The organism is Micromonospora zhanjiangensis, assembly GCF_042650605.1.
Taxonomy (GTDB): Bacteria; Actinomycetota; Actinomycetes; order Mycobacteriales; family Micromonosporaceae; genus Micromonospora_J; species Micromonospora_J zhanjiangensis.
This window is the reverse complement of the sequence record NZ_JBHSBN010000005.1, coordinates 289242-311191: the sequence shown is the minus strand read 5'-3', so window position 1 is coordinate 311191 and position 21950 is coordinate 289242. Positions and strand designations below refer to the sequence as shown.

At 72.5% G+C, this 21950-nt stretch carries 21 protein-coding genes; 15 read left to right on the top strand and 6 right to left on the bottom strand.

Annotated elements, in window-relative coordinates; all coding sequences use genetic code 11:
- Positions 1-83: 83 nt before the first annotated feature.
- Positions 84-938 carry a DUF1028 domain-containing protein gene (locus ACFOX0_RS10715; protein WP_377544203.1) on the top strand — a complete coding sequence of 285 codons (855 nt, stop codon included), beginning with the start codon at positions 84-86 and terminating at the stop codon, positions 936-938.
- A gap of 211 nt (positions 939-1149) precedes the next feature.
- On the top strand, positions 1150-1980 hold the full coding sequence (locus ACFOX0_RS10710) for an ArsR/SmtB family transcription factor (protein ID WP_377544200.1): 831 nt from the start codon (positions 1150-1152) through the stop codon (positions 1978-1980).
- A 15-nt stretch (positions 1981-1995) separates the two neighbouring features.
- Here the strand turns inward: ACFOX0_RS10710 and ACFOX0_RS10705 are convergent, their stop codons facing one another.
- Together ACFOX0_RS10705 and ACFOX0_RS10700 are read right to left on the bottom strand one after the other, a co-directional pair.
- Positions 1996-2877, bottom strand: coding sequence for a phosphatase PAP2 family protein (locus tag ACFOX0_RS10705; protein WP_377544198.1), 882 nt, complete (start codon positions 2875-2877; stop codon positions 1996-1998).
- A 202-nt stretch (positions 2878-3079) separates the two neighbouring features.
- On the bottom strand, positions 3080-3793 hold the full coding sequence (locus ACFOX0_RS10700) for an HAD family hydrolase (protein ID WP_377544195.1): 714 nt from the start codon (positions 3791-3793) through the stop codon (positions 3080-3082).
- 284 nt (positions 3794-4077) lie between these two features.
- On the opposite strand from ACFOX0_RS10700, the gene ACFOX0_RS10695 reads away from it, so the two are divergent.
- The 11 genes from ACFOX0_RS10695 to ACFOX0_RS10645 all read left to right on the top strand — a co-directional run bounded on the left by ACFOX0_RS10695 (position 4078) and on the right by ACFOX0_RS10645 (position 10859).
- Entirely contained in the window at positions 4078-4746 is a 669-nt protein-coding gene (locus ACFOX0_RS10695) for a DUF3159 domain-containing protein (RefSeq protein WP_377544193.1), read from the top strand.
- 425 nt (positions 4747-5171) lie between these two features.
- Positions 5172-5927: a hypothetical protein gene (locus ACFOX0_RS10690; RefSeq protein ID WP_377544190.1), complete on the top strand. Its 756-nt coding sequence runs from the start codon at positions 5172-5174 to the stop codon at positions 5925-5927.
- Between the two features lie 2 nt (positions 5928-5929).
- Entirely contained in the window at positions 5930-6922 is a 993-nt protein-coding gene (locus ACFOX0_RS10685) for an SRPBCC family protein (RefSeq protein WP_377544188.1), read from the top strand.
- The gene (gene gvpJ / locus ACFOX0_RS34355) at positions 6919-7299 is read left to right on the top strand and encodes a gas vesicle protein GvpJ (protein ID WP_449288851.1); all 381 of its coding nucleotides are present in this window, start codon (positions 6919-6921) and stop codon (positions 7297-7299) included. The genes ACFOX0_RS10685 and gvpJ overlap by 4 nt, the downstream gene beginning before the upstream one ends.
- The gene (locus tag ACFOX0_RS10675) at positions 7296-8087 is read left to right on the top strand and encodes a GvpL/GvpF family gas vesicle protein (protein WP_377544185.1); all 792 of its coding nucleotides are present in this window, start codon (positions 7296-7298) and stop codon (positions 8085-8087) included. Before gvpJ ends, ACFOX0_RS10675 begins: the two co-directional genes overlap by 4 nt.
- Before the next feature lie 7 nt (positions 8088-8094).
- On the top strand, positions 8095-8310 hold the full coding sequence (locus ACFOX0_RS10670; RefSeq protein WP_377544182.1) for a gas vesicle protein GvpG: 216 nt from the start codon (positions 8095-8097) through the stop codon (positions 8308-8310).
- Between the two features lie 81 nt (positions 8311-8391).
- A complete protein-coding gene (gvpO, locus tag ACFOX0_RS10665) occupies positions 8392-8928 on the top strand; it encodes a gas vesicle protein GvpO (RefSeq protein ID WP_377544180.1) in 537 nt (178 codons plus the stop codon).
- The gene (locus tag ACFOX0_RS34350) at positions 8925-9374 is read left to right on the top strand and encodes a gas vesicle protein (RefSeq protein ID WP_449288850.1); all 450 of its coding nucleotides are present in this window, start codon (positions 8925-8927) and stop codon (positions 9372-9374) included. Before gvpO ends, ACFOX0_RS34350 begins: the two co-directional genes overlap by 4 nt.
- Complete coding sequence (locus ACFOX0_RS10655) at positions 9371-10153, top strand: GvpL/GvpF family gas vesicle protein (RefSeq protein ID WP_377544177.1); 783 nt, start codon at positions 9371-9373, stop codon at positions 10151-10153. The genes ACFOX0_RS34350 and ACFOX0_RS10655 overlap by 4 nt, the downstream gene beginning before the upstream one ends.
- Positions 10150-10557: a gas vesicle protein gene (locus ACFOX0_RS10650; RefSeq protein ID WP_377544175.1), complete on the top strand. Its 408-nt coding sequence runs from the start codon at positions 10150-10152 to the stop codon at positions 10555-10557. The genes ACFOX0_RS10655 and ACFOX0_RS10650 overlap by 4 nt, the downstream gene beginning before the upstream one ends.
- Positions 10554-10859 (top strand): gas vesicle protein K, encoded by a 306-nt coding sequence (locus tag ACFOX0_RS10645; protein WP_377544173.1) that lies wholly within the window; start codon positions 10554-10556, stop codon positions 10857-10859. Before ACFOX0_RS10650 ends, ACFOX0_RS10645 begins: the two co-directional genes overlap by 4 nt.
- Before the next feature lie 160 nt (positions 10860-11019).
- Here ACFOX0_RS10645 and ACFOX0_RS10640 read toward each other — a convergent pair whose 3' ends face one another.
- Positions 11020-13929: a glycoside hydrolase family 48 protein gene (locus ACFOX0_RS10640; protein ID WP_377544171.1), complete on the bottom strand. Its 2910-nt coding sequence runs from the start codon at positions 13927-13929 to the stop codon at positions 11020-11022.
- Positions 13930-14615: 686 nt separating this feature from the next.
- On the opposite strand from ACFOX0_RS10640, the gene ACFOX0_RS10635 reads away from it, so the two are divergent.
- Positions 14616-16121: a GH1 family beta-glucosidase gene (locus tag ACFOX0_RS10635; protein ID WP_377544169.1), complete on the top strand. Its 1506-nt coding sequence runs from the start codon at positions 14616-14618 to the stop codon at positions 16119-16121.
- A 12-nt stretch (positions 16122-16133) separates the two neighbouring features.
- On the top strand, positions 16134-17141 hold the full coding sequence (locus ACFOX0_RS10630) for a phosphotransferase family protein (RefSeq protein ID WP_377544167.1): 1008 nt from the start codon (positions 16134-16136) through the stop codon (positions 17139-17141).
- 46 nt (positions 17142-17187) lie between these two features.
- On the opposite strand, the gene ACFOX0_RS10625 is transcribed toward ACFOX0_RS10630, so the two are convergent.
- From ACFOX0_RS10625 to ACFOX0_RS10615, 3 genes are all read right to left on the bottom strand, one after another.
- The gene (locus ACFOX0_RS10625; RefSeq protein WP_377544165.1) at positions 17188-17610 is read right to left on the bottom strand and encodes a roadblock/LC7 domain-containing protein; all 423 of its coding nucleotides are present in this window, start codon (positions 17608-17610) and stop codon (positions 17188-17190) included.
- Positions 17607-20270, bottom strand: a complete 2664-nt coding sequence (locus tag ACFOX0_RS10620; protein ID WP_377544163.1) for a sensor histidine kinase — start codon at positions 20268-20270, stop codon at positions 17607-17609. Before ACFOX0_RS10620 ends, ACFOX0_RS10625 begins: the two co-directional genes overlap by 4 nt.
- 112 nt (positions 20271-20382) lie before the next feature.
- Complete coding sequence (locus ACFOX0_RS10615; protein ID WP_377544161.1) at positions 20383-21783, bottom strand: FGGY family carbohydrate kinase; 1401 nt, start codon at positions 21781-21783, stop codon at positions 20383-20385.
- Positions 21784-21950: the final 167 nt, after the last annotated feature.

Sequence of the window (21950 nt, the reverse complement as noted above, 5' to 3'; positions counted from 1 at the left end):
AGGCACTTTGAAAAGGAGTGCTTCCGCCGGTCCGGACCCGGCGCGATCCTCCCGGTCCGGCGATCGGTGGATAACCTGGGTCGGTGACCTTTTCGATCGTCGCCCGGTCCGACGACGGCCGGCTGCACGGGGTGGCCGTGGCCAGCAAGTTCCTCGCCGTCGGCGCGGCGGTGCCGGCCGCCGAGGCCGAGGTCGGCGCGCTGGCCACCCAGGCGTACGCGAACCTGGCCTACCGGCCGCAAGGACTGGCGTTGCTGCGTACCGGAGTGTCGGCGGCCGGCGTGGTCGCGGCCCTGACCGCGGCCGACGACGGGCGGCCGCAACGGCAGCTCGGGGTGGTGGGCGCCGACGGGAACGGCGCCACCTTCACCGGCCCGGCCTGCCACGACTGGGCCGGCGGACAGGCCGGCGCGGGCTGGGCCGCCCAGGGCAACATCCTGGTCGGGCCGCAGGTGGTGGACGCGATGCGGGATGCGTGGCTGACCGGTGCGGGTGGGCCGGCATTTCCGGCTCGGCTGGTGGCCGCGCTGTCCGCCGGTGACCGGGCCGGCGGCGACCGGCGCGGCCGGCAGAGCGCCGCGCTGCTGGTCGTCGCCCGGGGTGGCGGGTACGGCGGCAGCAGCGACGTGCTGGTGGACCTGCGGGTCGACGATCATCCGGATCCGGTCGGCGAGTTGACCCGACTGCTGGACATGCACGCGCTGCTGTTCGGAAAGCCGGATCCGGACACGCTGCTCGACCTGACCGGTGAGCTGGCGACCGAGGTGGCCGCCCGGCTGGCCGCCGTGGGTCACCCGGTCCGAACCGACAATCCGCTCCGGGCGGACGCCCTGGATGCCGCGATGGCGTCCTGGGCCGGCGTGGAGAACCTGGAGGAACGACTGGTGCCGGGCCGGATCGACCCGGTGGTGCTGACGCATCTGCGCGACCGGACCTGATCCGCGGTCGACCCCCGCCGAACGGTCGCGTGCGGCCGGGGCCCGTCCGGGGGTACGCCCGGACCGGGATTCATGACCCGAAGGAGAGCCGACGCAGGCCGAGCCGGTCGACCTCGGCCCGTTCGCTGTCGGTGAGCGGCGCCCGGCCGGTGGCCGGATGTGTCGGTGGTTGACACGCAGCCGACCGGCTGCATATTGTCCATGCAGCCATATGGCTGCATTTCTTGCCGGGGAGGCGGCGGACGTGGACGAGGTCTTCAAGGCGTTGGCCGACGCGAGCCGGCGCCGGTTGCTGGACAGCCTCAACGCGCGCAACGGGCAGACCCTGCGCGAACTGTGCGCCGGGCTGGCCATGGCCCGCCAGTCGGTCAGTAAGCACCTGGCCGTGCTGGAGGCCGCCGGCGTGGTGACCACCGCCTGGCAGGGACGGGAGAAGTTGCACTTCCTCAACGCCGCCCCGATCAACGCCGTCGCCGATCGCTGGCTGTCCCGGTACGACCGCGCGCGGGCCGCCGCCCTCGCCGACCTCACGACCGCTCTGGAGCAGGGACCGATGGAGAATCACCTCTTCACCTACACGACCTACATCAGGACCACGCCGCAACGGCTCTGGCAGGCGTTGACCGATCCGGCCTTCACCCGTCGTTACTGGGGGGTCGCCTTCGAGACGGACTGGCGGCCCGGCTCGCCGATGGTCTGGGTGGAGAACGGAGTGAAGATCGAGGACCCCGAGCAGGTGGTACTCGAAGCCGAGCCCGGGCGCCGACTCGCCTACACCTGGCACACCTTCACGCCGCGGTGGGCCGAGACCAACGGGTTCGACGCCGCGGCCCGGGCCACGCTGACCGGGCAGCCGCGCTCGACGGTCACCTTCGACCTCGAACCGGTCGGCGACGCGGTCAAGCTGACCGTGACACACGACGGCGGCCGGCCCGGCGCCACCGTGCTCGAACTGGTCGGCGAGGGCTGGCCGGCCCTGCTGTCCAGTCTGAAGACGCTGCTGGAGACCGGGCAACCGCTCCCCGCCGGCCCGACCGGGTAGCTCTGCGGGCCGCGCTCAGCCGGGGTTGGCCGGGACCACCCGGTGCACCCGGGCCAGCACCAGGGCCATCATCACGCTGGCCGCCCCGGTGATCCCGGCGGCGCTGCCGCCATACGCGACGAGCAGCCGGTTGCGGCTGAGCTCGTCGGGCGGGATGGACAGCACCGCGTTGGTCCGGTGGACGGCCAGCGCGGCGACGCCGAGCAGCGCCATCCCTATCAACAGCAGGGCGATCCGGGCCACCCGATGCGCGTCGCGCGGCTCGGCCTGCGCGGTGTCGCCCTGGCTGCGCAGCAGCAACAGCCCGGCTACCGAGGTCCAGGCGCCGACCACCAGCAGCGAGGCGACCGCGTCGCTGGGCCGGTGCCAGCCGGCCGACAGGGTGGCGACGCCGGCCAGGGCGGTGTACGCGGTGCCGAGCAGCGCGCCCCAGGCCCGTGCCTTCGGGGGCAGCACCAGCACCAGCGCGGCGGCCACCGAGGCCGCGATCGCGGTGTGCCCGCTGGGCAGGCTGTTGCCGGCCGCCGCCCGCTCCGGGTCGACCCCGAGGTCCGGCCGCACGATGACGTACTTGAGCGCCTGGACGGTGACGTTCGCCCCGGCCACCAGCAGGGTGGCGATCACCGCCAGGGCGACCCGGCGGCGGGCCAGGGCGATGAAACCGATGACCGCGATGGCCGCCACCAGTGAGACCACCGACATGGCGTTGAGCACGTTGCTGACCAGTCCGGCGATCTCGTCCTGGCCGATGCTGTTGCCGGTCAGCGCGATGGTGTCCAGCAGTTGACCGTGTCTGGTGTGGACGGCGAACCGCAACAGGGCGATGAACGCCAGGACCTGCAGGACCGTCAGCAGCAGCAGCCAACTGGCCGTCAGCCCCGTGCGCCGATTTTGCATGCCGACACGCTAGCGGTCGGCCCGACCCTCCGCACGGCCTGGTCGGGTTCCGCACGGCGAGTCGGGTAACACCGGGACCAGACGGCTCGCTACGGGCGCGAGCACGGCGTCCGCGGCGTCCTGGCACCGAGCCGAACGGTGGGTGGCCCGACCGGCCGGGCGCTGCCGTCGGCCCGGTCCGCGGAATGGGCGCGGGCGTGGTTCAAAAATGGTCCAGCAGATCGGGGAAGACAGCCAGTCGCAGCACCCGGTCGTCGGTGTGGTCCAGTTCGTCGTGCTCCAGCACCCAGGTGTTGTCGTTCGGGATGAAGACCGCGTTCAACCCGGCCGCCCGGGCCGGCAGGATGTCCGACCGCGGCGAGTTGCCGATCATCCAGGCGTCGGTCGGCGCGACGCCGTGCCGCTCGGTCAGCCACCGGTACGTGTCGACGTCCTTCTCCGGCACGATGTGCGCGGCGGCGAAGTGGTGCACGAGCCCGGACGCGTCCAGCTTGCGCTGCTGCTCCTCGGTGTCCCCCTTGGTGAGCAGCAGCAGGTCGTGCCGGTCGGCCAGCTCGGTGAGCGTCTCGGCGACCCCGGGCATCAGCTCGATCTCGCGGCGCACCAGGGCGACGGCCAGGTCCTCGATCTGCCGGCGTTCGGCCTCGGTGGCCGGCCGTTCCCGCAGCCGCTGGAAGCAGTCGGCGAGGCTGCGCAGGAATCCCCGGCTGCCGTACCCGTGCACCAGCACGTTGGCCCGCTCGATGTCGTCGAGGATGGCGCGGATCTCCCGCTTGTCCAGCGTCGGGTGGGCCAGCCAGTCCAGGAAGTCGTCGATCACCCGCTCGAAGACGACGTTGTTCTCCCAGAGCGTGTCGTCGGCGTCGAATATCAGCGTCTGCCGACTCCGGGTCGTCCCACCTGCCGTCCGGACCATCGCCGCCCTCTCCTCGTCGCGCCCGGTCCGCCCGGGCGCCGTCCCGACGCGGCACGCTACCGGCTGGGCCCGCCGGACGCACCGACGTTTCCAGCCCGTCCGCGCACCGGCACGCCCACGTCCGAGCAGCGGCACGCCCACGTCCGGGCACCGGCACGCCCACGTCCGGGCAGCGGTACGTCGGGTGCCGGCCGACGCGTCGGTGCCCGTCGAGTGGCTGCCACGGTCGTCGTCCGGCGGCGCGATAGCCTGCCGGAAGCGGCGTGGCGAAGAAGGAGGATCCGGTGGCAGCGGCAGGACCCGACCGGACCGGTGACGAGTCGCTCGCCGATCTGCTGGGCGGTCGCCGGGGGGCGGTGGACGCGACCCTGCCACCGCTCGCCTTCGGCGTCGGCTGGCTGCTCGCCGGCCGTACCGTCTGGGGTGGTGTGGTGGCGGCGTTGCTGGTCGGCGCGGCGGTGGCCGGCTGGCGGCTGCGTCGCGGGCACCGGCCCCGGTCGGTGCTGATCGGCCTGCTCGCCGTCTGCGTCGCCGCGGCCATCGCCCTGCGTACCGGGCGGGCCAGCGACTTCTTCCTGCTCCAGGTGCTGGCGAACGCCGGCAGCGCGCTGGCCTTCGCGGTCAGCATCGTGGTGCGCTGGCCGTTGCTCGGCGTGGTGGTCGGCACCGGGCTGGGCCAGCGCGGCCGGTGGCGCCGCGACCCGGACCTGCTGCGCGCCTACGGCCGGGCCAGCTGGGTCTGGGTCGCCCAGTACCTGTTGCGGGTCGTCGTGTTCGTGCCGCTCTACCTGACCGACCAGGTGGTCGCGCTGGTCGCCGCCCGGGTCGCGCTGACCTGGCCGCTGGTGGCCGCGGCCATCGCGCTGAGTTGGTGGGTGATCCGGCGGACGCTGCCGCCCGGACACCCCGGCCTGCGACACCCGGCCCCGCCGGCGCATCTGCAGGCGACCTGAAATTCACCCTCGCGAGCCGCCCGCACACCATTGAATCAATGAATTGAACGTGCAGGGAATCACGCTCGCGCGCCATTCTATTTAGCTTTTCGTCCGACACGCCGAACCTCGGCGTAACACTTCACCGACCCGCGACGCCATCCGGTCGCACGATCACTTCCTTACCATTTGCCCAGGTCAAGAGGTCTTGCATCGGTCGAGCGGTACGACCGAGAATGCGAATCGTTGCGACGGGTGTCCGGTTCTTCGAGGTGCCGCGGTCGTTGCCCAGGCGCAACTGTCACGCGGAGTCCCGCATCCTCCAATTCGATGTTTCCGACCCGGGAGATCGTGGGTACCGGACCGTCGTGCGCCGGTTAAAGAAGGCGCGAGCAAATCACTGACAAGCGGCGATCCCCCAATTCGGTCGCCAAGGAGTGTGTCGAATGAAGCAAGGTGCGGGGCGCTACGCGCTCATTCTCGGTGCGGGATATCTGCTCGGTCGGCGGCGCCGGATCGGGCCGGCGCTGGCGCTGGGCGCCGCGGTGGCGGCCGGCCGGTTGAGCCACAACTCCGGCGCGCTGCTGCGGCGCGGACTGGGCGCGCTGGGCGGCGACACCGACCTGGGCCGGGTGCTGGAGCTGCGCGGTCCGCTGGTGAAGGCCGGCAAGGCCGCCGCGGTCAGCGCGGTGACCAACCGGATCGACTCGGTGAGCGACCGGCTCCAGGACCGGGCCGAGAGCCTGCGCGGTCGGGGTCGGGACGAGGACCCGGCCGGCCGCGGGTCGGCGGAAAACCGGGACGACGCCGAGGAGACCGACGAACTGTCCGACACCGACGAGCGGGAGGACACCGACGAGCGGGAGGACACCGACGAGCCGGAGGACACCGACGAGCCGGAGGACACCGACGAGCCGGAGGACACCGACGAGCCGGAGGACACCGACGAGCCGGAGGACACCGACGAGCGGGAGGACACCGACGAGCGGGAGCCGCAGCGGTCCCGTACCCGGTCGGGTCGCACCGCCCGGCGGCCGGCCGCCGGCCGGGTCGGACGGGCCGGCGGCCGGTCGGACCGGGACGCGGACGACGACCCGGACGAGGACACCGACGACGAGCCCGCGGCCCCGCGGCGCACGGCGGCCGCCCGATCGCGGACTACGCCGCAGACCGCGCCGGTGCGCCGGCGAAGCAGGGGATGACGATGAGCCAGCAACCCAGCACCAACCCCATCATCGACAAGATCAGCAATCGGCTCGTCGGCCAGGTGCAGAACCTCGTCGGCGCGGCGGGCGAGCGGCTCGCCGAGAAGGCCACCGAGCGACTCAGCTCGACCACCGAGCGGCTGACCGAGTACGCCAAGCAAGGCGGTAACCCGGGCATGGTCGCGGCGGCGACCGGGGCGCAGAAGATGGCCGGCGGCTCGCCACCGGGCAAGGCGATGTTCGGTGCCGGTCTGGCCGGTGCGAAGGAGAAGCTCAAGGCGATGTTCGGCAAGGGCGGCGGCGGAAGCAGCGACAAGATCAAGGTCACCAACATCATCGAGTCGATCGACGTCGGTGTGCCGGTCCGGGTCGCCTACAACCAGTGGACTCAGTACGAGGACATGCCGTCCTTCTTGAAGAAGCTGGAGAACGTCGAGCGGGACGGTGACGAGAAGACCACCTGGAAGGCGCAGGTCTTCTGGTCGCACCGGTCCTGGGAGGCGAAGGTCGTCGAGCAGGTGCCGGACGAGCGCATCGTCTGGAGGTCCGAGGGTGCCAAGGGCTCGGTCGACGGCACGGTGAGCTTCCACGAACTCGCTCCGGACCTGACCCGCATCCTGGTGGTGCTGGAGTACCACCCGCAGGGGTTCATGGAGAAGACCGGGAACATCTGGCGTGCCCAGGGCCGCCGGGTCCGGCTGGAACTCAAGCACTTCGTCCGGCACGTGATGACCCGTACGGTGCTCGACCCGGACGAGGTCGAGGGCTGGCGGGGCGAGATCCGCGACGGCCAGGTGGTCCGCGACCACGAGACGGTCGTCGAGGAGGAACGCCGGGAGCGCGAGGAGCTGGAGCGCGCCGACGACAACTCGGACGACGACGCCCCGGACCCGGACGACCAGGAACAGGACGACGAAGACGACTACGACGAGGAGCCCGACCGGGACGAGGAACCCGAACCGGTACGGGCCGGGAAGCGGGGCCGGCGATGACCAGTGCCGTACAGACGGCGGGCGGAGCGGTCGACCGCGGTTCGGCGTCCGACCTGGCCGACGTGGTCGGCACGATCCTGGACAAGGGCATCGTGATCGACGCGCACGTGTCGGTGGGCATCGTCGGGATCCGGCTGCTCACCGTCGACGCCCGGGTGGTGGTCGCCAGCGTGGACACGTACCTGCGCTTCGCGGAGGCGACCAACCGGCTCGACCTTGACGGGGAGCAGGCCGGCAAGGGCCTGCCGGAGATGGTGCAGGGCCCCAAGGGAAACCTGCTGGAGAAGGCCGGCGACACGCTCGGTGAACTGGTCGGCGGCGACGACGACCGATCGGATCGGGCGCCCCGCCGCCGGCGCCGGGAGGAGGAGCGATGACCGTGGAATCGGCGCCGATCGACGCCCCGGAGAAGACCGCACGCGAGACCGGTTGGCTCGTCTACGGCGTGGTGCCCGGCGACGTGGAGGTGGTCGACGAGGCCCGTGGGGCCGGCGACCCACCGGCCCCGGTGCGGGTCGTCCAGCACCGGGACCTGGGCGCCCTGGTCAGCGAGGTACGGCTCGACCGGCCACTGGGCCGGCCGGACGACCTGCGGGCGTACAAGGAGTTGCTGGACGGCACCACGCTGGCCGCGCCGGTGCTGCCGGTGCGGTTCGGCACGGTGCTGACCGAGCCGGCGGCGGTGGCCGAGTTGCTCGACGCCGAGCACGACGCCTACCTGGCCGAACTCACCGACCTGACGGACCGGCTGCAGTACGTGGTGCGGGCCCGCTACCGGGAACGCGAGTTGCTGACCGACGTGCTGGCCGGCAACGCCGAGGCGGCGCGGTTGCGCGAGCAGCTCGCCGACCTGCCCGAGGAGGCGTCCCGCGACCTGCGGATCCGGCTCGGCGAGGTGATCGCCACCGAGGTCGAGGCCCGCCGGCAGGCCGACACCGGGCGGCTGGTGGCGGAGCTGTCCCCGGTCAGCGTCGAGGTCGCCGACCGGGAACCGACCCACGAGGAGGACGCCGCGCACGTGGCGTTCCTGGTCGCGGCGGACCGGACGACCGACTTCGAGGGCGTCGTCGAGCGGCTCGCCGCCGACTGGGCCGACCGGGCCACCGTCCGGTTGCTCGGACCGATGGCGGCGTACGACTTCGTCGGCCGGATCGGCCGGGAGTAGTGCCGAGATGTTGATCTCCCTGTTGGGTCTGCCGCTGGCCCCGGTTCGCGGGGTGGGCGCCCTGGCCCGGCTGATCCAGCAACAGGCGGAACGCGAGCTGTACGACCCGGCCGCCGTCTGGCGCGAACTCGACGACCTCGAGGCGGAGGCGGCGGCCGGACGGCTGACCGAGGACGAACTGGCCGAGGCACAGCAGCGGATCCTCGATCGCCTGACGGCCTGACAGCCTGACCGCCTCACCGGCGGGTCCTTTTGGCCGGCCGACCGCTCGACCGCCACCAGCAATCGAAAGCGGAGGTTTCTGATGTCCACCACCCGCGCCGCCCGCCGGAGCGGTCCCGGCACCCGGACCGCCCGCGGGCCCGACCGCCGGCCCGCCCGTCGGGACGACGAGTTCGGCGACGTCCCGGCCGACGACACCGGCGTCGACGACGAACCGTTCGACCGGGACGACGACCCGGCGGACGGGTACGCCGACGAGGCCGACGACGAGGCCGACGACGACCAGTTCGACGACAGGCCGGCCCACGACGAACCGGCCCACGACGAGCCGGCCGGCGGCGGGCGGGAGTTGCCGGCGCACGCCGCGGCCCGCGTCGCGCTGCGTCACGTCGCGGAACTGACCGGCAAGCAGCCCACCGGGGTGACCTCGCTGGAGCGCCGCGACGACGGCTGGCTGGTCGGGATCGAGGTGGTCGAGGACCGCCGGGTGCCGTCGTCGTCCGACGTGCTCGCCACGTACCAGGCGGAACTGGGCGCGGACGGCGACCTGCGCGGCTACCGGCGGACCGGGCGTTACGCGCGGGGCCGCGGCGACTCCGGGGCCGGGGGCGGGACATGATGCCGGCGGGGCGGCCCGGCGCGCAACCCGCGTCCGGTGCCGGCACCACCAACCTCGGCGACATCCTGGAGCGGGTGCTCGACCGCGGCATCGTCATCGCCGGGGACATCCGGGTGAACCTGCTCGACATCGAGTTGCTCACCATCAAGCTGCGGTTGGTGGTCGCCTCGGTGGACACCGCGCGGGAGATGGGCATCGACTGGTGGGAACACGACCCGTTCCTGTCCAACCGGCCACCGCGGCAGTCGGTCGGGACGGACCGGCCCCGCGCCCTGCCCGACGAGCGCGACGAGGTCACCGACGAGCGTCCCGCGCCGGCCGACGAACGCCGGCCGGACGTCCGTGAACGCCGATCCGGGATTCCCGAACGGCGGACCGAGGCCCGGGCGCGGCGGTCCGGAACCGGCGGGTCGGCCCGCCGCCGGGACCGGGAGGTGGGCCGATGACCGGGCAGTACGGACGGTGGGTGCACGCCGTGACCCGTGACCTGGACGACCGGCGGCTGGCCGGCATCACCGGCGTCGGCGGCGCTCCGGTGCACGCGGTACGCGAGGGCGGACTGACCGCCGTGGTCGGCCCGGTGGACCTGGCCGAGTTCGGCGAGGACGCGTTGCACCGCAACCTGGAGAATCTGGACTGGCTGGAGCGGGTGGCCCGGGCGCACCACGAGGTCGCCGACGCGGTGGTCCGGTTCGGCCCGGTGGTGCCGGCCCGGCTGGCCACCGTGTATCTGGACGACGCGCGGGTGCGCGCCGCGCTGGCCGAGCAGCACGCCGGCCTGACCGCCGCCCTGGAGCGGGTCGACGGCCGGCTGGAGTGGGGCGTCAAGGCGTACGCGGTGCCCGGCGCGGCCGGCGTCGCGCCGGCCGCGGCCGGCCCGGACGAGGGTCCGGGCCGGGCGTACCTGCGGCGCCGGCGGGCCCGGCTGACCGCGACCGAGCAATCGCAGCGGGCCGCCGCCGACGGTGCCGACCGGCTGCACGACGCCGTCGGGCGACTCGCCGTGGCGGCCCGCCGGCACCCGCCGCAGGACCGGCGACTGAGCGGTACGACGGACTGGATGGTGCTCAACGGCGCGTACCTGGTGGAGGCCGCCCGGGCGGCGGAGTTCGCCGGCGCGATACGCGAGCTGATCCCCGGTCATCCGATGCTCCGGGTGGAACTCACCGGGCCGTGGCCGCCCTACTCGTTCACCGAACTGGACGACGTGGAGGCGACCCGATGACCGGCCACCGGCCCGGCGGCCCGCGTTCCGAAGGCCCCGACCCGGACGCAAGCCGCGACCCGACCGAGTTCATCGGCCCCGACGGCGTCATCGACCCGGACGACATCATCGGCCCCGACGGCGTCATCGACCCCGACGAGGTCATCGACCCGGACGAGATCGTTCCGGCGCGGACGGACGACGGCGGGGGCGCGGTGACCGCGGACGGCGCGTTGGCCTACCGGCCGATCGCCCTGGTCGACCTGCTCGACCGGGTGCTGGCCAAGGGCGTGGTGGTCAACGGCGAACTGGCCCTGTCGATCGCCGACGTCGACCTGGTCCACGTCTCGCTGCGGGCGCTGCTGTCCTCGGTACGGGCCGGCGGCACCCCGCCGCCGCACGAGCGTCCGGGGGCCGACCGATGACGGAGCCGGTGGGGCGGGTACGTCGACTCGGACCGCACGTCGACGTGGACCGGGAGGGGGTGGAGCGCGGCCTGGGCAGCCTGGTGCTCACCATCATCGAACTGCTGCGGCAGCTGATGGAGCGGCAGGCGCTGCGCCGGATCGACCAGGGCGACCTGACCGAGGAGCAGATCGAGAAGATCGGCAGCACGCTGATGGCGCTGGAGGAGCAGATGACCGAGTTGCGAGAGCACTTCGGATTGTCCGCCGAGGACCTGAATCTCGACCTGGGTCCGTTGGGACCACTGCTGCCGACCGAATAGCCGGCCGGCGGTACGGCGTGGCGGGCCGAACCGGGACCGCTGCCTCGGGCAGTCCCGGCCGGCCCGCCACAGGTGGCCTGACCGTGGGGAAATCAGGCCGCCTCGGGGGCCGGCCGCCGGCCGGGGCGCTGGTGGTCGCCCCGGCCGGACGGCCGACCGGTCAGGAACCGATCAGCAGGCCGTAGTCGGCCAGCGCGAGCGCGACGTCCGTCTGCGCCCAGAATCGGTGGTAGGTGAACGTCGGCACCGGGCCGCCGTCCAGGTATGCCTTCACCTGGGCGTAGTCCGGGTCGTTCTTGTAGAAGGACCGGATGTCCAGGAAGGACTTGCCGGAGGCGATCACGTCACCGTTGGGCATCTTGCCGGTGAAGCCCGGCGGGACGTACAGGCCCTGGTGGGTGCTGGCGTTGTAGGTGTCGTCGAGGCGGTCGTAGTCCGCCTTGGTCTCCGGCACCGACACGCCCTTGGCGTCCTTGTGGGTCAGCACGCCGTCCAGGATCGCCTTGGCGGTGGCCTTGGCCTGCGCGTTGCCGGACTTGGCACCGTAGTAGGTCAGCAGCCGGGCGTACGCCCCGGCGACACCGACGTCGTTGGTGTAGTCCTTGACGGTGACGTGCAGGCCGCTGTTGTTCACCGAGGTGGTACCGGCCGACCAGTTGCCGCCCGGCTTGCCGGACCACTCCAGGGTCGACGGGAACTGGTACGCCCCGTTGGCACCGGTGGTGGTGTTGGCCAGCGCCCAGCTCACCCACTTGTCCAGCACCGCCTTGGCCTTGGCGTCACCGGTCTTGTAGTAGTACTCGGCGACCCGCTCCACGCTCCACGCCTGGAAGCCGAACCACTGGTTCGACGGCGGGTCGTGGTAGACCGGCTGCCAGTCGTAGGCCAGCCCGTAGAAGGTCGGAGTACCGGCCGGCGGAGTCTGGTACGACCCACCCCAGCTGTTGGTCGCGCCACCGGCGATGGCGCCCTCGTTGGACTGCAACCAGGTGTAGAACTCGATCTGCCGGGTCAGGCTGGTGGCCCAGTCGGTCTTCGCGGTGGGCGACTTCGGGGTCAGCTCCGGCACCGAGGACAGCGCCCAGGCCGCGAACGGGTTCTGGTAGCCGCCGTGGTTGTGGCTGGAACCGATCCGCCAGCTCCATGCCCCGTCCATCGCCGCACCCCAAGCGTAGTACCAGTTGAGCAGGTAGTTGGAGCTGTCCTTGCCGGTACCGGCCGGGCAGGACGGCGAGGTGCAGCCCGGCTTCTTGAAGTACTTGTCGTACATCGCGTACCGCAGGTAGTCACCCATCTTGGCGGCCTTGGCCACGGTGGACGAGATCTGCGACTGGGCACCCTGCTCGGTGGCCCAGGTCAGCGCCCAGGAGGCGGCCTGCACCGCGCGGGCGTCGGCGTCCGGCGCGTTGGTGAACTTCCACTGCTTGGCCGGGTTCGAGTCCTGGGTGAACAGCGGGCCGAAGCCGTTCGGGCCACCGTAGGCGAACGTCTCGCAGGAGGGCTGCGGGATCGTCTCGAACACCGACTCCTGCGGACCGCGCTGGTAGGTGTTGATGTACGCGGGCCGGGTGGTGTGGTCACCGCACTTGCCGAAGCCGTAGACGTTGTCCACGTCGATCAGCCAGTGCATGCCGTAGACGTCGGCGTTGCCGTAGGTGCTGGTCAGCTCGCTGTAGATCGGGTCGGAGCCGGCCTTGACGCCGCTGTCGAATGGAACCGGGTACTGGTCCGGGTAGTCCTTCTCCGGTGCGTAGTCGGCCGGGTCAGACGCGTTGTAGCCGCCGGTCTTGTAATCGGAGCCGCTGGGGATGATGTACTTCTCCAGCACCGTCCAGGCGTTGTTGAACTTGCTCCAGTCCTTCTGCACCCGGCCGTACTGGGCCTCCAGGAACAGCCAGTAGCTGAACGCCTCGGAGGTGGTCTCGTGACCGTGGTCGGGTGCCTCCACCATGAAGGTCTCGACCGAGTGGTACGGGATGCCCTCGGGGCTGAAGTAGCCGTTGGACGGCGACTTGATCTTGTTGTACAGCTCCAGGAACTCGGAGACGTACTTACCGCCCGGCACGTCGCTGTCGGCCTCGGTGGCGGTCACCACGGCCGAGGTGTAGCCGGTGGCCGCCGCGGTGATGGTGGCGGTGCCGTTGGTGGTGTCGGCGTCCTTGGCGGCCGAGACCGTCACCGGTACCCCGCTGCTCCAGTTGCTCGACGTGAAGGTGAACGAGGTCGGCGAGACGGTGATGTCGGGATCACCGGTCGTGGAGACCGTCACCGGCACGCTGCCGCTGGGCGCCGAGCTGAGCTTGAAGGTGACCGGCACGTTGCCGCCCTCCGGCACGGTGACGGAGGTGGGGCTGGCCAGCACCGCCGGGCCGGTCGGCGCGTTGACGGTGAACGACTTCTCGGCCGTCGCGGTGGCCGCCGGGTTGCCGTTGTCGTACGCCTTGGCCTGCACCGTGTAGTCGCCGGCCGGCAGCGCCGGCTGGGTGTACTCGTACGGCGCCGCCGTGTCGGTGTTGACCAGCATGCCGTTGCGGTAGAACTCGACCTTGGTGATCGAGCCGTCCGGGTCGCTCGCGGTCGCGCTCAGCTTGACGTCGGCCGGGGCGGTGAACGGGCCGGCCGGCACGGACAGCGACACCGTGGGCGCCTGGTTGGTGGGCGCGCCGCCGCAGGTGACGCCGTTGATGGAGAACGACGTCGGCTTCGGGTTGCTGCCGGTGAACGAGCCGTTGAAGCCGATGTTGGTGGAGGCACCGGTGCCCAGGTTGCCGTTGTAGGACAGGCTGGTCGCGGTCACCTGGGTGCCGGACTGCGTCCAGTTCGCCGACCAGCCCTGGGTCACCTTCTGGTTGCCCGGGAAGGCGAACTTCAACGTCCAACCGTTGATCGGGTCGCCCAGGTTCTTCAGCGTGATGTTGGCGGTGAAGCCGTTGCTCCAGTCGTTGGTCTGGTACACCACGTCACAGGACGGAGCGGCCTGCGCGGGCCCGGCAGGCAGGGTGATCCCGCCGGCGACCAGTATCGCCGCGGCGACCATCGCCGTCCGTCGGCGTCTGACCCAAAGTTTCATCGCTGCGTTCTCTCCTCGCGGACCAGGCCGGACCGTACGGCCGCGGCCGGGCGCCTCCGGTCAGGGGTGACTCCCCAGGGGGTGCGGAAGCGCCGGGAATGCTGGACCCGGCACGGGCCGGGGTGGGTGGACGACCACGCGGGCCCACCGGGAGGTGGCTCGGGTCGAGTTCGGGACGTCGTGACCGAGGAATCGGCTGCCCTCGACGGCCCGATGGTCGCGCGGTGTGGCTCCGCTTCGCGATAGTTCGACAGTCTTGCATGGGAGCGCTCCCGCAGCAAGTGGCGACACAGCGATGGGCAAAGATGTTTCGATCTTGTTTTGGGTCTTTCACAAAGCGATGAACCCCGCTACAGTCCAAACTCATCGATGGGAGCGCTTCCATCGACAGGTTTGGACTTACGGGGGATGTTCGACCACCGGCCGTGACACTGGCCGAGGTCGAGCGCAGTAGGCCAAGACTGGCGGCGGGCCAGCCCGGACTCCGCCGCCAGCCAATCCACCGCCAGGAAAGGAGGTGGCAGCAGAGCCACTCGCGTGGCCCGGCTCCCGCGCGGCACGCACGGCTGGGACCCGATTCCATCGTGCGTGGGTTTACCACGGTGGGGACGGGGGTTGCCCTCCCCGTCCCCACACTAATCTCGACACCGCACCTGGGGAAAGCTCTGTCCCACGAGGAGGCCCGCATGTCCGTCCTGACCCGCCGGCATCTGCATCGGCGCGCCGCCATGTCGGCAGCCGCCACGACGGCGCGGGCGGCCGGAACCGGCGCGACCGCCGCGACCACCGCCGCGACCGCCGGCTACGCGTCGGACGACACGGCGGGGACGGATCCGGCGACCGGGTCCGAGGCGAACCCGGAGGACGGACCGGAACTGCGGTTTCCGGACGGCTTCCAGTGGGGCGCCGCCACCTCCGCCTACCAGATCGAGGGCGCGGCCAAGGACGACGGCCGCGGCCAGTCCGTCTGGGACACCTTCAGCCACACCCCGGGACGCACCAGGGGCGGCGACACCGGCGACGTCGCGGCCGACCACTACCACCGCTACCGCGAAGACCTGGACCTGATGAAGGAGCTGGGCCTGCGGTCGTACCGGTTCTCCATCGCCTGGCCCCGGATCCAGGCCGACGGCACCGGACAGCCCAACCAGCGCGGTCTGGACTTCTACCGCCGCCTGCTGGACGGCCTGCACGAGCGCGACATCGCGCCGATGGCCACCCTCTTCCACTGGGACCTGCCCCAGGCGTTGCAGGACGCCGGCGGCTGGGAGTCCCGGGACACCGCCCACCGCTTCGCCGACTACGCCGCGACGGTGTTCGACGCGCTCGGCGACCGGGTGCCCACCTGGCTGACCGTCAACGAACCGAAGACCGTGGTGCAGAACGGCTACCTGAGCGGCCACCACGCCCCGGGCCGGAACGACCCGGATGCGGCGTACCTGGTCGCGCACCACCTCCAACTGGGCCACGGCCTGGCCGTACAGGCCCTGCGCGGCGGTGGCGGCACGGGTCGGATCGGCCCCGCGCTCAACCTGCACCCGTGCTACCCGGCCGACGACGCGGCCGACACCGCCGCGGCCACCCGGTTGTACGACGGCTACGAGAACCGGCTCTACCTCGACTCGATCCTCAAGGGCAGCTACCCCGAGGACGTGCTGGCCGACCTCGGCCCGGACAGCCGGATGGTCAGGGGGATCCGGGACGGCGACCTGGAGATCATCTCGTCGCCGGTGGATCTGCTGGCCGTGCAGTACTACACCCCCATCTACGTCACCGCCGACGGCGACCAGGTCCGCAGGTGGCCGACCTCCGAGGCGGAGTGGCAACAGCTCTACCCGGACGGGTTGTTCGACATCCTGACCCGGGTCGCCCGCGACTACGACCGGCTCCCGCTCAGCATCACCGAGAACGGCCTGCCCACCCCGGACCGGCCGGGCGCCGACGGGAGCGTCGACGACGCCGGACGGATCTCCTTCCTGCGTGACCACCTCACCGTCGCGCATCGGGCCGTCGCCGCCGGGGTGCCGCTGGAGAGCTTCCACGTCTGGTCGCTGCTGGACAACTTCGAGTGGGCCGAGGGCTACCGGCAACGCTGGGGGCTGGTCTACGTCGACTACCCGAGCCAGCGCCGGATCCTCAAGCGCAGCGCGCACTGGTACCGCGAGGTCATCGCCGCCAACCGGATCGTCTGACCCGGCCCGCGCATGGAGAGCCGCACCAAGCGCCGGGTCGACGGGTCGGAACTGGCCGCGCTGGTCCGCCGCGGATTCGGCCCGGACACCCGGATCGACGAATGGCACGAGCTGGTCGACGGGCACTACAACGCGGCGTACGCCGTGCGTCTGCACGACGGCGCCGACCTGGTGCTCAAGGTCGCACCGCCGCCCGACCTGGTGCTGCTGCGGCACGAGGTCGACCTGATGCGTACCGAGGTCGAGCTGTACCGGCGGGCCGGCGCCGTCGGGGTCGCGGTGCCAACGGTGGTCCGGGCCGACTTCACCCGCGACCTGGTCGGCACGGACGTCGTCTTCCTCGGCCGGATCGACGGGGTCACCCTGAACCGCGTCCGTGACGACCTGACCCCCGCGGCGCTGGCCGCGGTACGCGCCGAGATCGCCGCCCAGGTGGCCCGCCTGCACACGGTCACCGGCCCCCGGTACGGCTATCCGTTGCGCGACAGCCGCAGCTGGCAGTCGTCGTGGCGGGGCGCGTTCGGCGCGATGGTCGAGGACATCCTCGCCGACGCGACCCGACTCGGCACCGACCTGCCCGCCACGCCGGACCGGATCGGCGCGCTGCTGCGCCGCCACGCCGACGCGCTCGACGCGGTCGACCGGCCGGCGCTGGTGCACTTCGACCTGTGGGACGGCAACGTCATGGTCCGGTTGGACGGTGTCGGCGGCGCCCGGGTGACCGGGCTGATCGACGGCGAACGGGCCCTGTACGGCGACCCGGTCGCCGAACTCGTGTCGCTGACGCTCTTCCGCGACCTCGCCGACGAGCCGGCGATCCTGGCCGGCTACGCGGCCGCCGCCCCGACGCCGATCGTCCCGACCCCCGGGGTACGCCGACGGTTGGCCCTCTACACCTGCTACCTCTACCTGATCATGCTTGTCGAGGGCGCCACCCGGGGCTGGTCCGGCCCGCCCCACGACGAACGGAACGCCCGGGTGGCCGCCCTGCTCGACGAGCAACTCAGCCGGCTGGCCTGACCGGGGCCCGGACCCTCGGGCACCCGGTCCGGCCGCGCCGGGACGCTCAGCGCGGCAGCGCCTGCTGCAGTTCGGCCCGCAACGCGGGCGTGAGCATCTCCCCCGCCTGCTTGGCCAGCCGGGCCATCTCGTAACCGACCACGCCGACGTCGGCGTCGGCCAGCGCCAGGGTGGCCAGGATCGACCCGTCCCGGATCTGCATCACCAGGAAGAAACCGCGGCCCATCTCGATCACCGTCTGCTTGACCACATCACCGTCGAACATCTGGGCGGCCCCCGCGGTGATGCTCATCAGCCCCGAGGTCACCGCGGCCAGCTTGTCGGCGTTGTCCCGGGGCAGGTGGTCGGAGACCGCGACCAGCATGCCGTCGGAGGAGACCACGATCGCGTGCGCGACCCCGGGCACCCGATCGGCGAAGGCGCTGACCAGCCAACTCAGGTCCCGGGCCTCTTTGCTGAGGGTCGTCAATGCTGCTCCTTATCATTCGTCACACCGCCCGCTGGCGACGACAGATCCGTGGTGTCTTCGGCTTCCGCCCGGCGCACCCCACCGTAGAACCGGGACAACACGCCACTGACCTGCTCCGGGTCCGGTTCCTCCCGGGCGGGCGGCGCCGCCGGCGGCCCGGCCGGGGTGGCGCTCTGCAGCTGTGCCATCGGCACCCGGACCGGCAGTCCGTTCGCGTTGACGCCGCCGGTGACCGGCGTCGTCGGCGGCGTCGCGTCCGGGACCGGCCCGACGTCCGCGGACCGTCGCGTACCGCCGGTGGCCGCGGCGGTGCCCGGCGGCAGGGCCAGGCTCCGGCCGCCGGTGCCGGCCGCCGGGGGCCGGCCCGGACCGGTGGCCGGTGTCCCGGTGCCGACCGGCCTGCCCTGCCGGGACCACCAGGTGCTGGGCGGCGCGTCGGGCCGGACCGGCTCGGTGGCGGCCAGCACGTCCTCGGCCCGGGTCGGCACCGGACGGGACGAGGTGACGCGCCGGCGGCGCGGCTGGGTGACCCGCTCCCCCGGTGAGTCGACGGTGGCCCGACCGACGGTGGCCCGACCTACCGGCGGCCGGGGGGCCACGTCGTCGGGGCCGGCCTCCAACGCGGCGACGATCCGCCGGCCCGGTCGGTGTTCCTGCTTCTCCGCCGGTGCCTCGGCGAGCAATACCGGCGGCAGCCACACCGCGGCCAGCACGCCGACCTCGGCGGGGCGCAGCACCACCCGTACGCCCTGCCGGGCGGCCAGGTGGCTGACCACGAACAGACCCATCCGCTGCGAGGCCGCCACGTCGGCGGCCGGCGGGGCGGCCAGCGTCGCGTTGGCCTCGGCGAGCGCGCTCTCGCTCATGCCCAGGCCGTCGTCGATGATCTCGATCATCGCCCCGCCGGCGGCGTTGGTGCTGCCCTGGATGCGGACCAGGGTGTCCGGCGGGGAGAACGAGGCACCGTTCTCCAACAACTCGGCCAGCAGGTGCACCAGGTCGGCCACCGCGTGCCCCACCACGTACAGCGGGTCCTCCACCCGGTGCCGGACCCGCTGGTACTGCTCCACCTCGGCGACGGCGGCGAGCAGGACCGCCTCCAGCGGCACGGGTTGCGACCAGCGCCGGCTGGACTCGGTGCCCGCCAGCACCAACAGGCTGTCGTCGTTACGGCGCATCCGGGCGGCGAGGTGGTCCAGCCGGAACAGGTTGTCCAGCTGGTCCGGGTCGCTCTCCTCCCGCTCCAGTTCGTCCAGCAGCTCCAGCTGCCGCTCCACCAGCACCTGACTGCGCCGGGCCAGGTTCACGAACATCGCGTTGACGTTGCGCCGCATCACCGCCTGCTCGACCGCGAGCGCGACGGCGCTGCGCTGCACGGCCACGAACGCCTCGGCCACGTCGCCGATCTCGTCCATCGACCGGACCGCGGCGGGCGAGACCTCGATGTCCGGGTCCGGTTCGACGCCACGCAATCGTTCCAGCGCCTCCGGCAGCTCGACCTGTGCCACCTTCAGCGCCTGACCGCGCAGCATCCGCAGCGATCTGGCGATCGACCGGCCGACCAGCACCGAGGTGAGCAGGGCGGCCACCAGGACGGCCAGCACCGCGCCGGCCACCAGCAGACTGCGTCGCAGTTGCGCCGCGCTGCGGCTGCCCGCCTCGCCGACCGCGTCGCCGAGCACCGTGGCCTGGACGTCGCCCATCAGTTGCAACCGTTGCTGGCTGGCGTTCCACCACGCCTCCGGGTCCAGCACGGCCGGCGCGCCGCCGATGGTGGTCTCCTCCAGCCGGGTGGCGTTGGCGAACCGCGGGTCGGCCGTGGTCTTCTCGTAGCGCAGCAACTGCTTGACCGTCGCCGCCACCCGGAACTCGCCCAGCGCGGCGAGCTGCTGCGCCCGCAGGTCGGCCAGCTTGACCAGCGCGTTCGGGTCGTACCGGCCGGCTCGGGCCGCCGCGTACAGCTCGCGGCGCACCCGCGAGCCGAGTTCCTTGACCCGGGCCAGCTGCACGTAGCGCAACACCGAGGCGCTCAGCTCGGGGTTGCTGCCGCCCGGCGAGGGCTCGGCCAGCAGCGTGATCAGCGCGTCGATGGCCCGGTCGTAGCTGCCCAGGGGGGTGTCCGGGGCGGCGGTACCGGCCGGCACCGCGGACCGGACGCCGGGCAGTTGCTTGAGGGCCTCCTCGGCCCGCGCGAAGGACACCCGCCAGCCGGCGTCCGCGTCGGCCAACGGCCGGGCCGCCTCGCGGAGCCGGTTCAACGCCGCGTCGACCGCCTCGTAGTGCGGCTGCAACGCGGCCACCGCCTGCTCGGGGGTGCCGCGGCGGGGGGACGGCGCGTCGAGCCCGGCCAGTTCGCCCGCGGTCCGGTCGCGCTCCTGCTGCAGTCGGTCGACCAGGTCGTTGATCTCCCGACCGATGCTCACCTCCCGGGTGAACTGGTCCAGCGTGCTGGCCTGGCCGAACAGCCCGGCGGTCTGCACGCCGGCCAACACCATGAAGGCCACCGAGGGGACGACCAGGACGGCGGCCAGCTTGCTGCGCATCCGCCAGTCGCTGATCCGCAGCGGCGACCGGCGCCGGTGCGGGACGATCCGGACGTCGAGGCGTTTTCGCTGCGGCTGTCGCGCCGCACGGGCGGCGTTGTCCGGCACCTCAGCCACCATGCCTCCTTCATCCCTCGATCCACGTCAGGCCGAGGACGGAAGTCCCATCCAACCAGGCACGGTGCTGCTGTCAATCGGTCGATCCGTCCCGCGCCCCAGGAGGATACTGTCAGCCGTCGGATCCTGCCGGTGTCGGTGACCCGGGCCGGTCGATCGGCCCGACCCGCTGCAGGCCGGTGGCACCGCCAAGCCGACCGATCGCGACCAGCGCCGCACCGGTGGCGCCGATCTCCGGATTGGACTCGTAGCTGACCGGTCGGGGGGCCAGCACGGTCAGGAACGCCTCCCGCCACCACTGGGACGCGGCGACCGCGCCGCCGCCGAGCACCACCTCGACCGGATGCCCCACCGTCGACTCCATCTTGACCAGACCCCTCGCCACCTGGTGGCAGAGCGCCTCCATCAGACTGGCGAAGATCTCCACCGCGGTGGTGTTGAACCCGAGGTGGGACAGCTGGCCCGAGCCGGCCGAGGCCAGCCCCGGCGGCCGGTCGCCGCCCAGTCGTGGGTCGGCGCGCACCGGCGTCGCACCGTGCGGCAGCCGGGCCAGGGCCTGCTCCAGCTCCTTCCCCTCGGGCAGCCGCAGCTCCCGCCTCGCCCAGGCGTACAGGTTGCCGCCGCCGGAGAAGGCGGTGCCGGTGACGATCCGCTCGTGGTCCATCCGGTAGCGCCACAGCTCGTCGGGCAGCGGCGGCAACGCGACGCCGGGCGGCGACGCCTGGACCAGCCGGACCGCCGCCGACGTGCCGACCGTGACCGCGGCCCGGTTCTCGTCGACGCACTGCGACCCGATGTTGGAGGCGGCGCCGTCGCCGATCGGCGGCGCCCACGACGCGTCGGCCAGCGCCGGCCACCGGCGGGCGACGTCCGGACGCAGCCGGCCCCGCCAGCCGGCCGGTGCCAGCACCGGAAGCTCGCCGTCCCGTACGCCGGCCAGGGCGCACGCCTCGTCGTCCCAGCGCAACGTCCGCACGTCCAGCATCCCGGTGGCGGAGGCCTGGGACACCGACATCGGCGCCTCGTGCAGCAGCGCGCCGAAGACGTACTCGGCCAGGCCGACGTACCGGACGGGGCCGCCACCGAGCCGATCGCGCAGCCAGGGCAGTCGCATGTTCCAGTAGAACCGGTGCCACCAGGTGCCGGTGCGCTGGTGGAAGGCCGTCTCGTCGGCCGGGCCGGACGCCCCCGGCAGGGGTGCCGGTCGGGTGTCCAGCCAGGTCAGCACCGGGCTGCGCGGCGCGCCGTCGGGCCCCAACGCGACCACCGAGTGCCACTGGGCGGAGGCCGCGACCAGCCCGACGCCGTCGAGGTGACCGCCGGCGGCCAGCTCGTCGAGGCACTCGACGAGGGCGGCCAGGTACCCGGGGCCGTCCAGGGTGGCCGCGCCGTCCTCGCCGACCGACATGGTCATCTTGCGCCGGGCCAGCGCGCCGGGCCGCGGTACGGCGTCGCCGTCCAGGACCAGCCCCCGCACCGACGAGGTGCCGAGGTCGAGAGCGAGAATGTTCATCGGGATCAACCTACCCGGCGGCCGATCCGGTCATGCCCGAGTCCGCGCCCGCGTGCCGCCCCGCCGACGACGGATGCCGCCGATGTCGATGCCACCGGCGACCGGCGGTACCGGCGACCGATCCGCCGGAGTGGCTTCCGCGGCGGCGGCGCGGCCCGTAAGCTTGC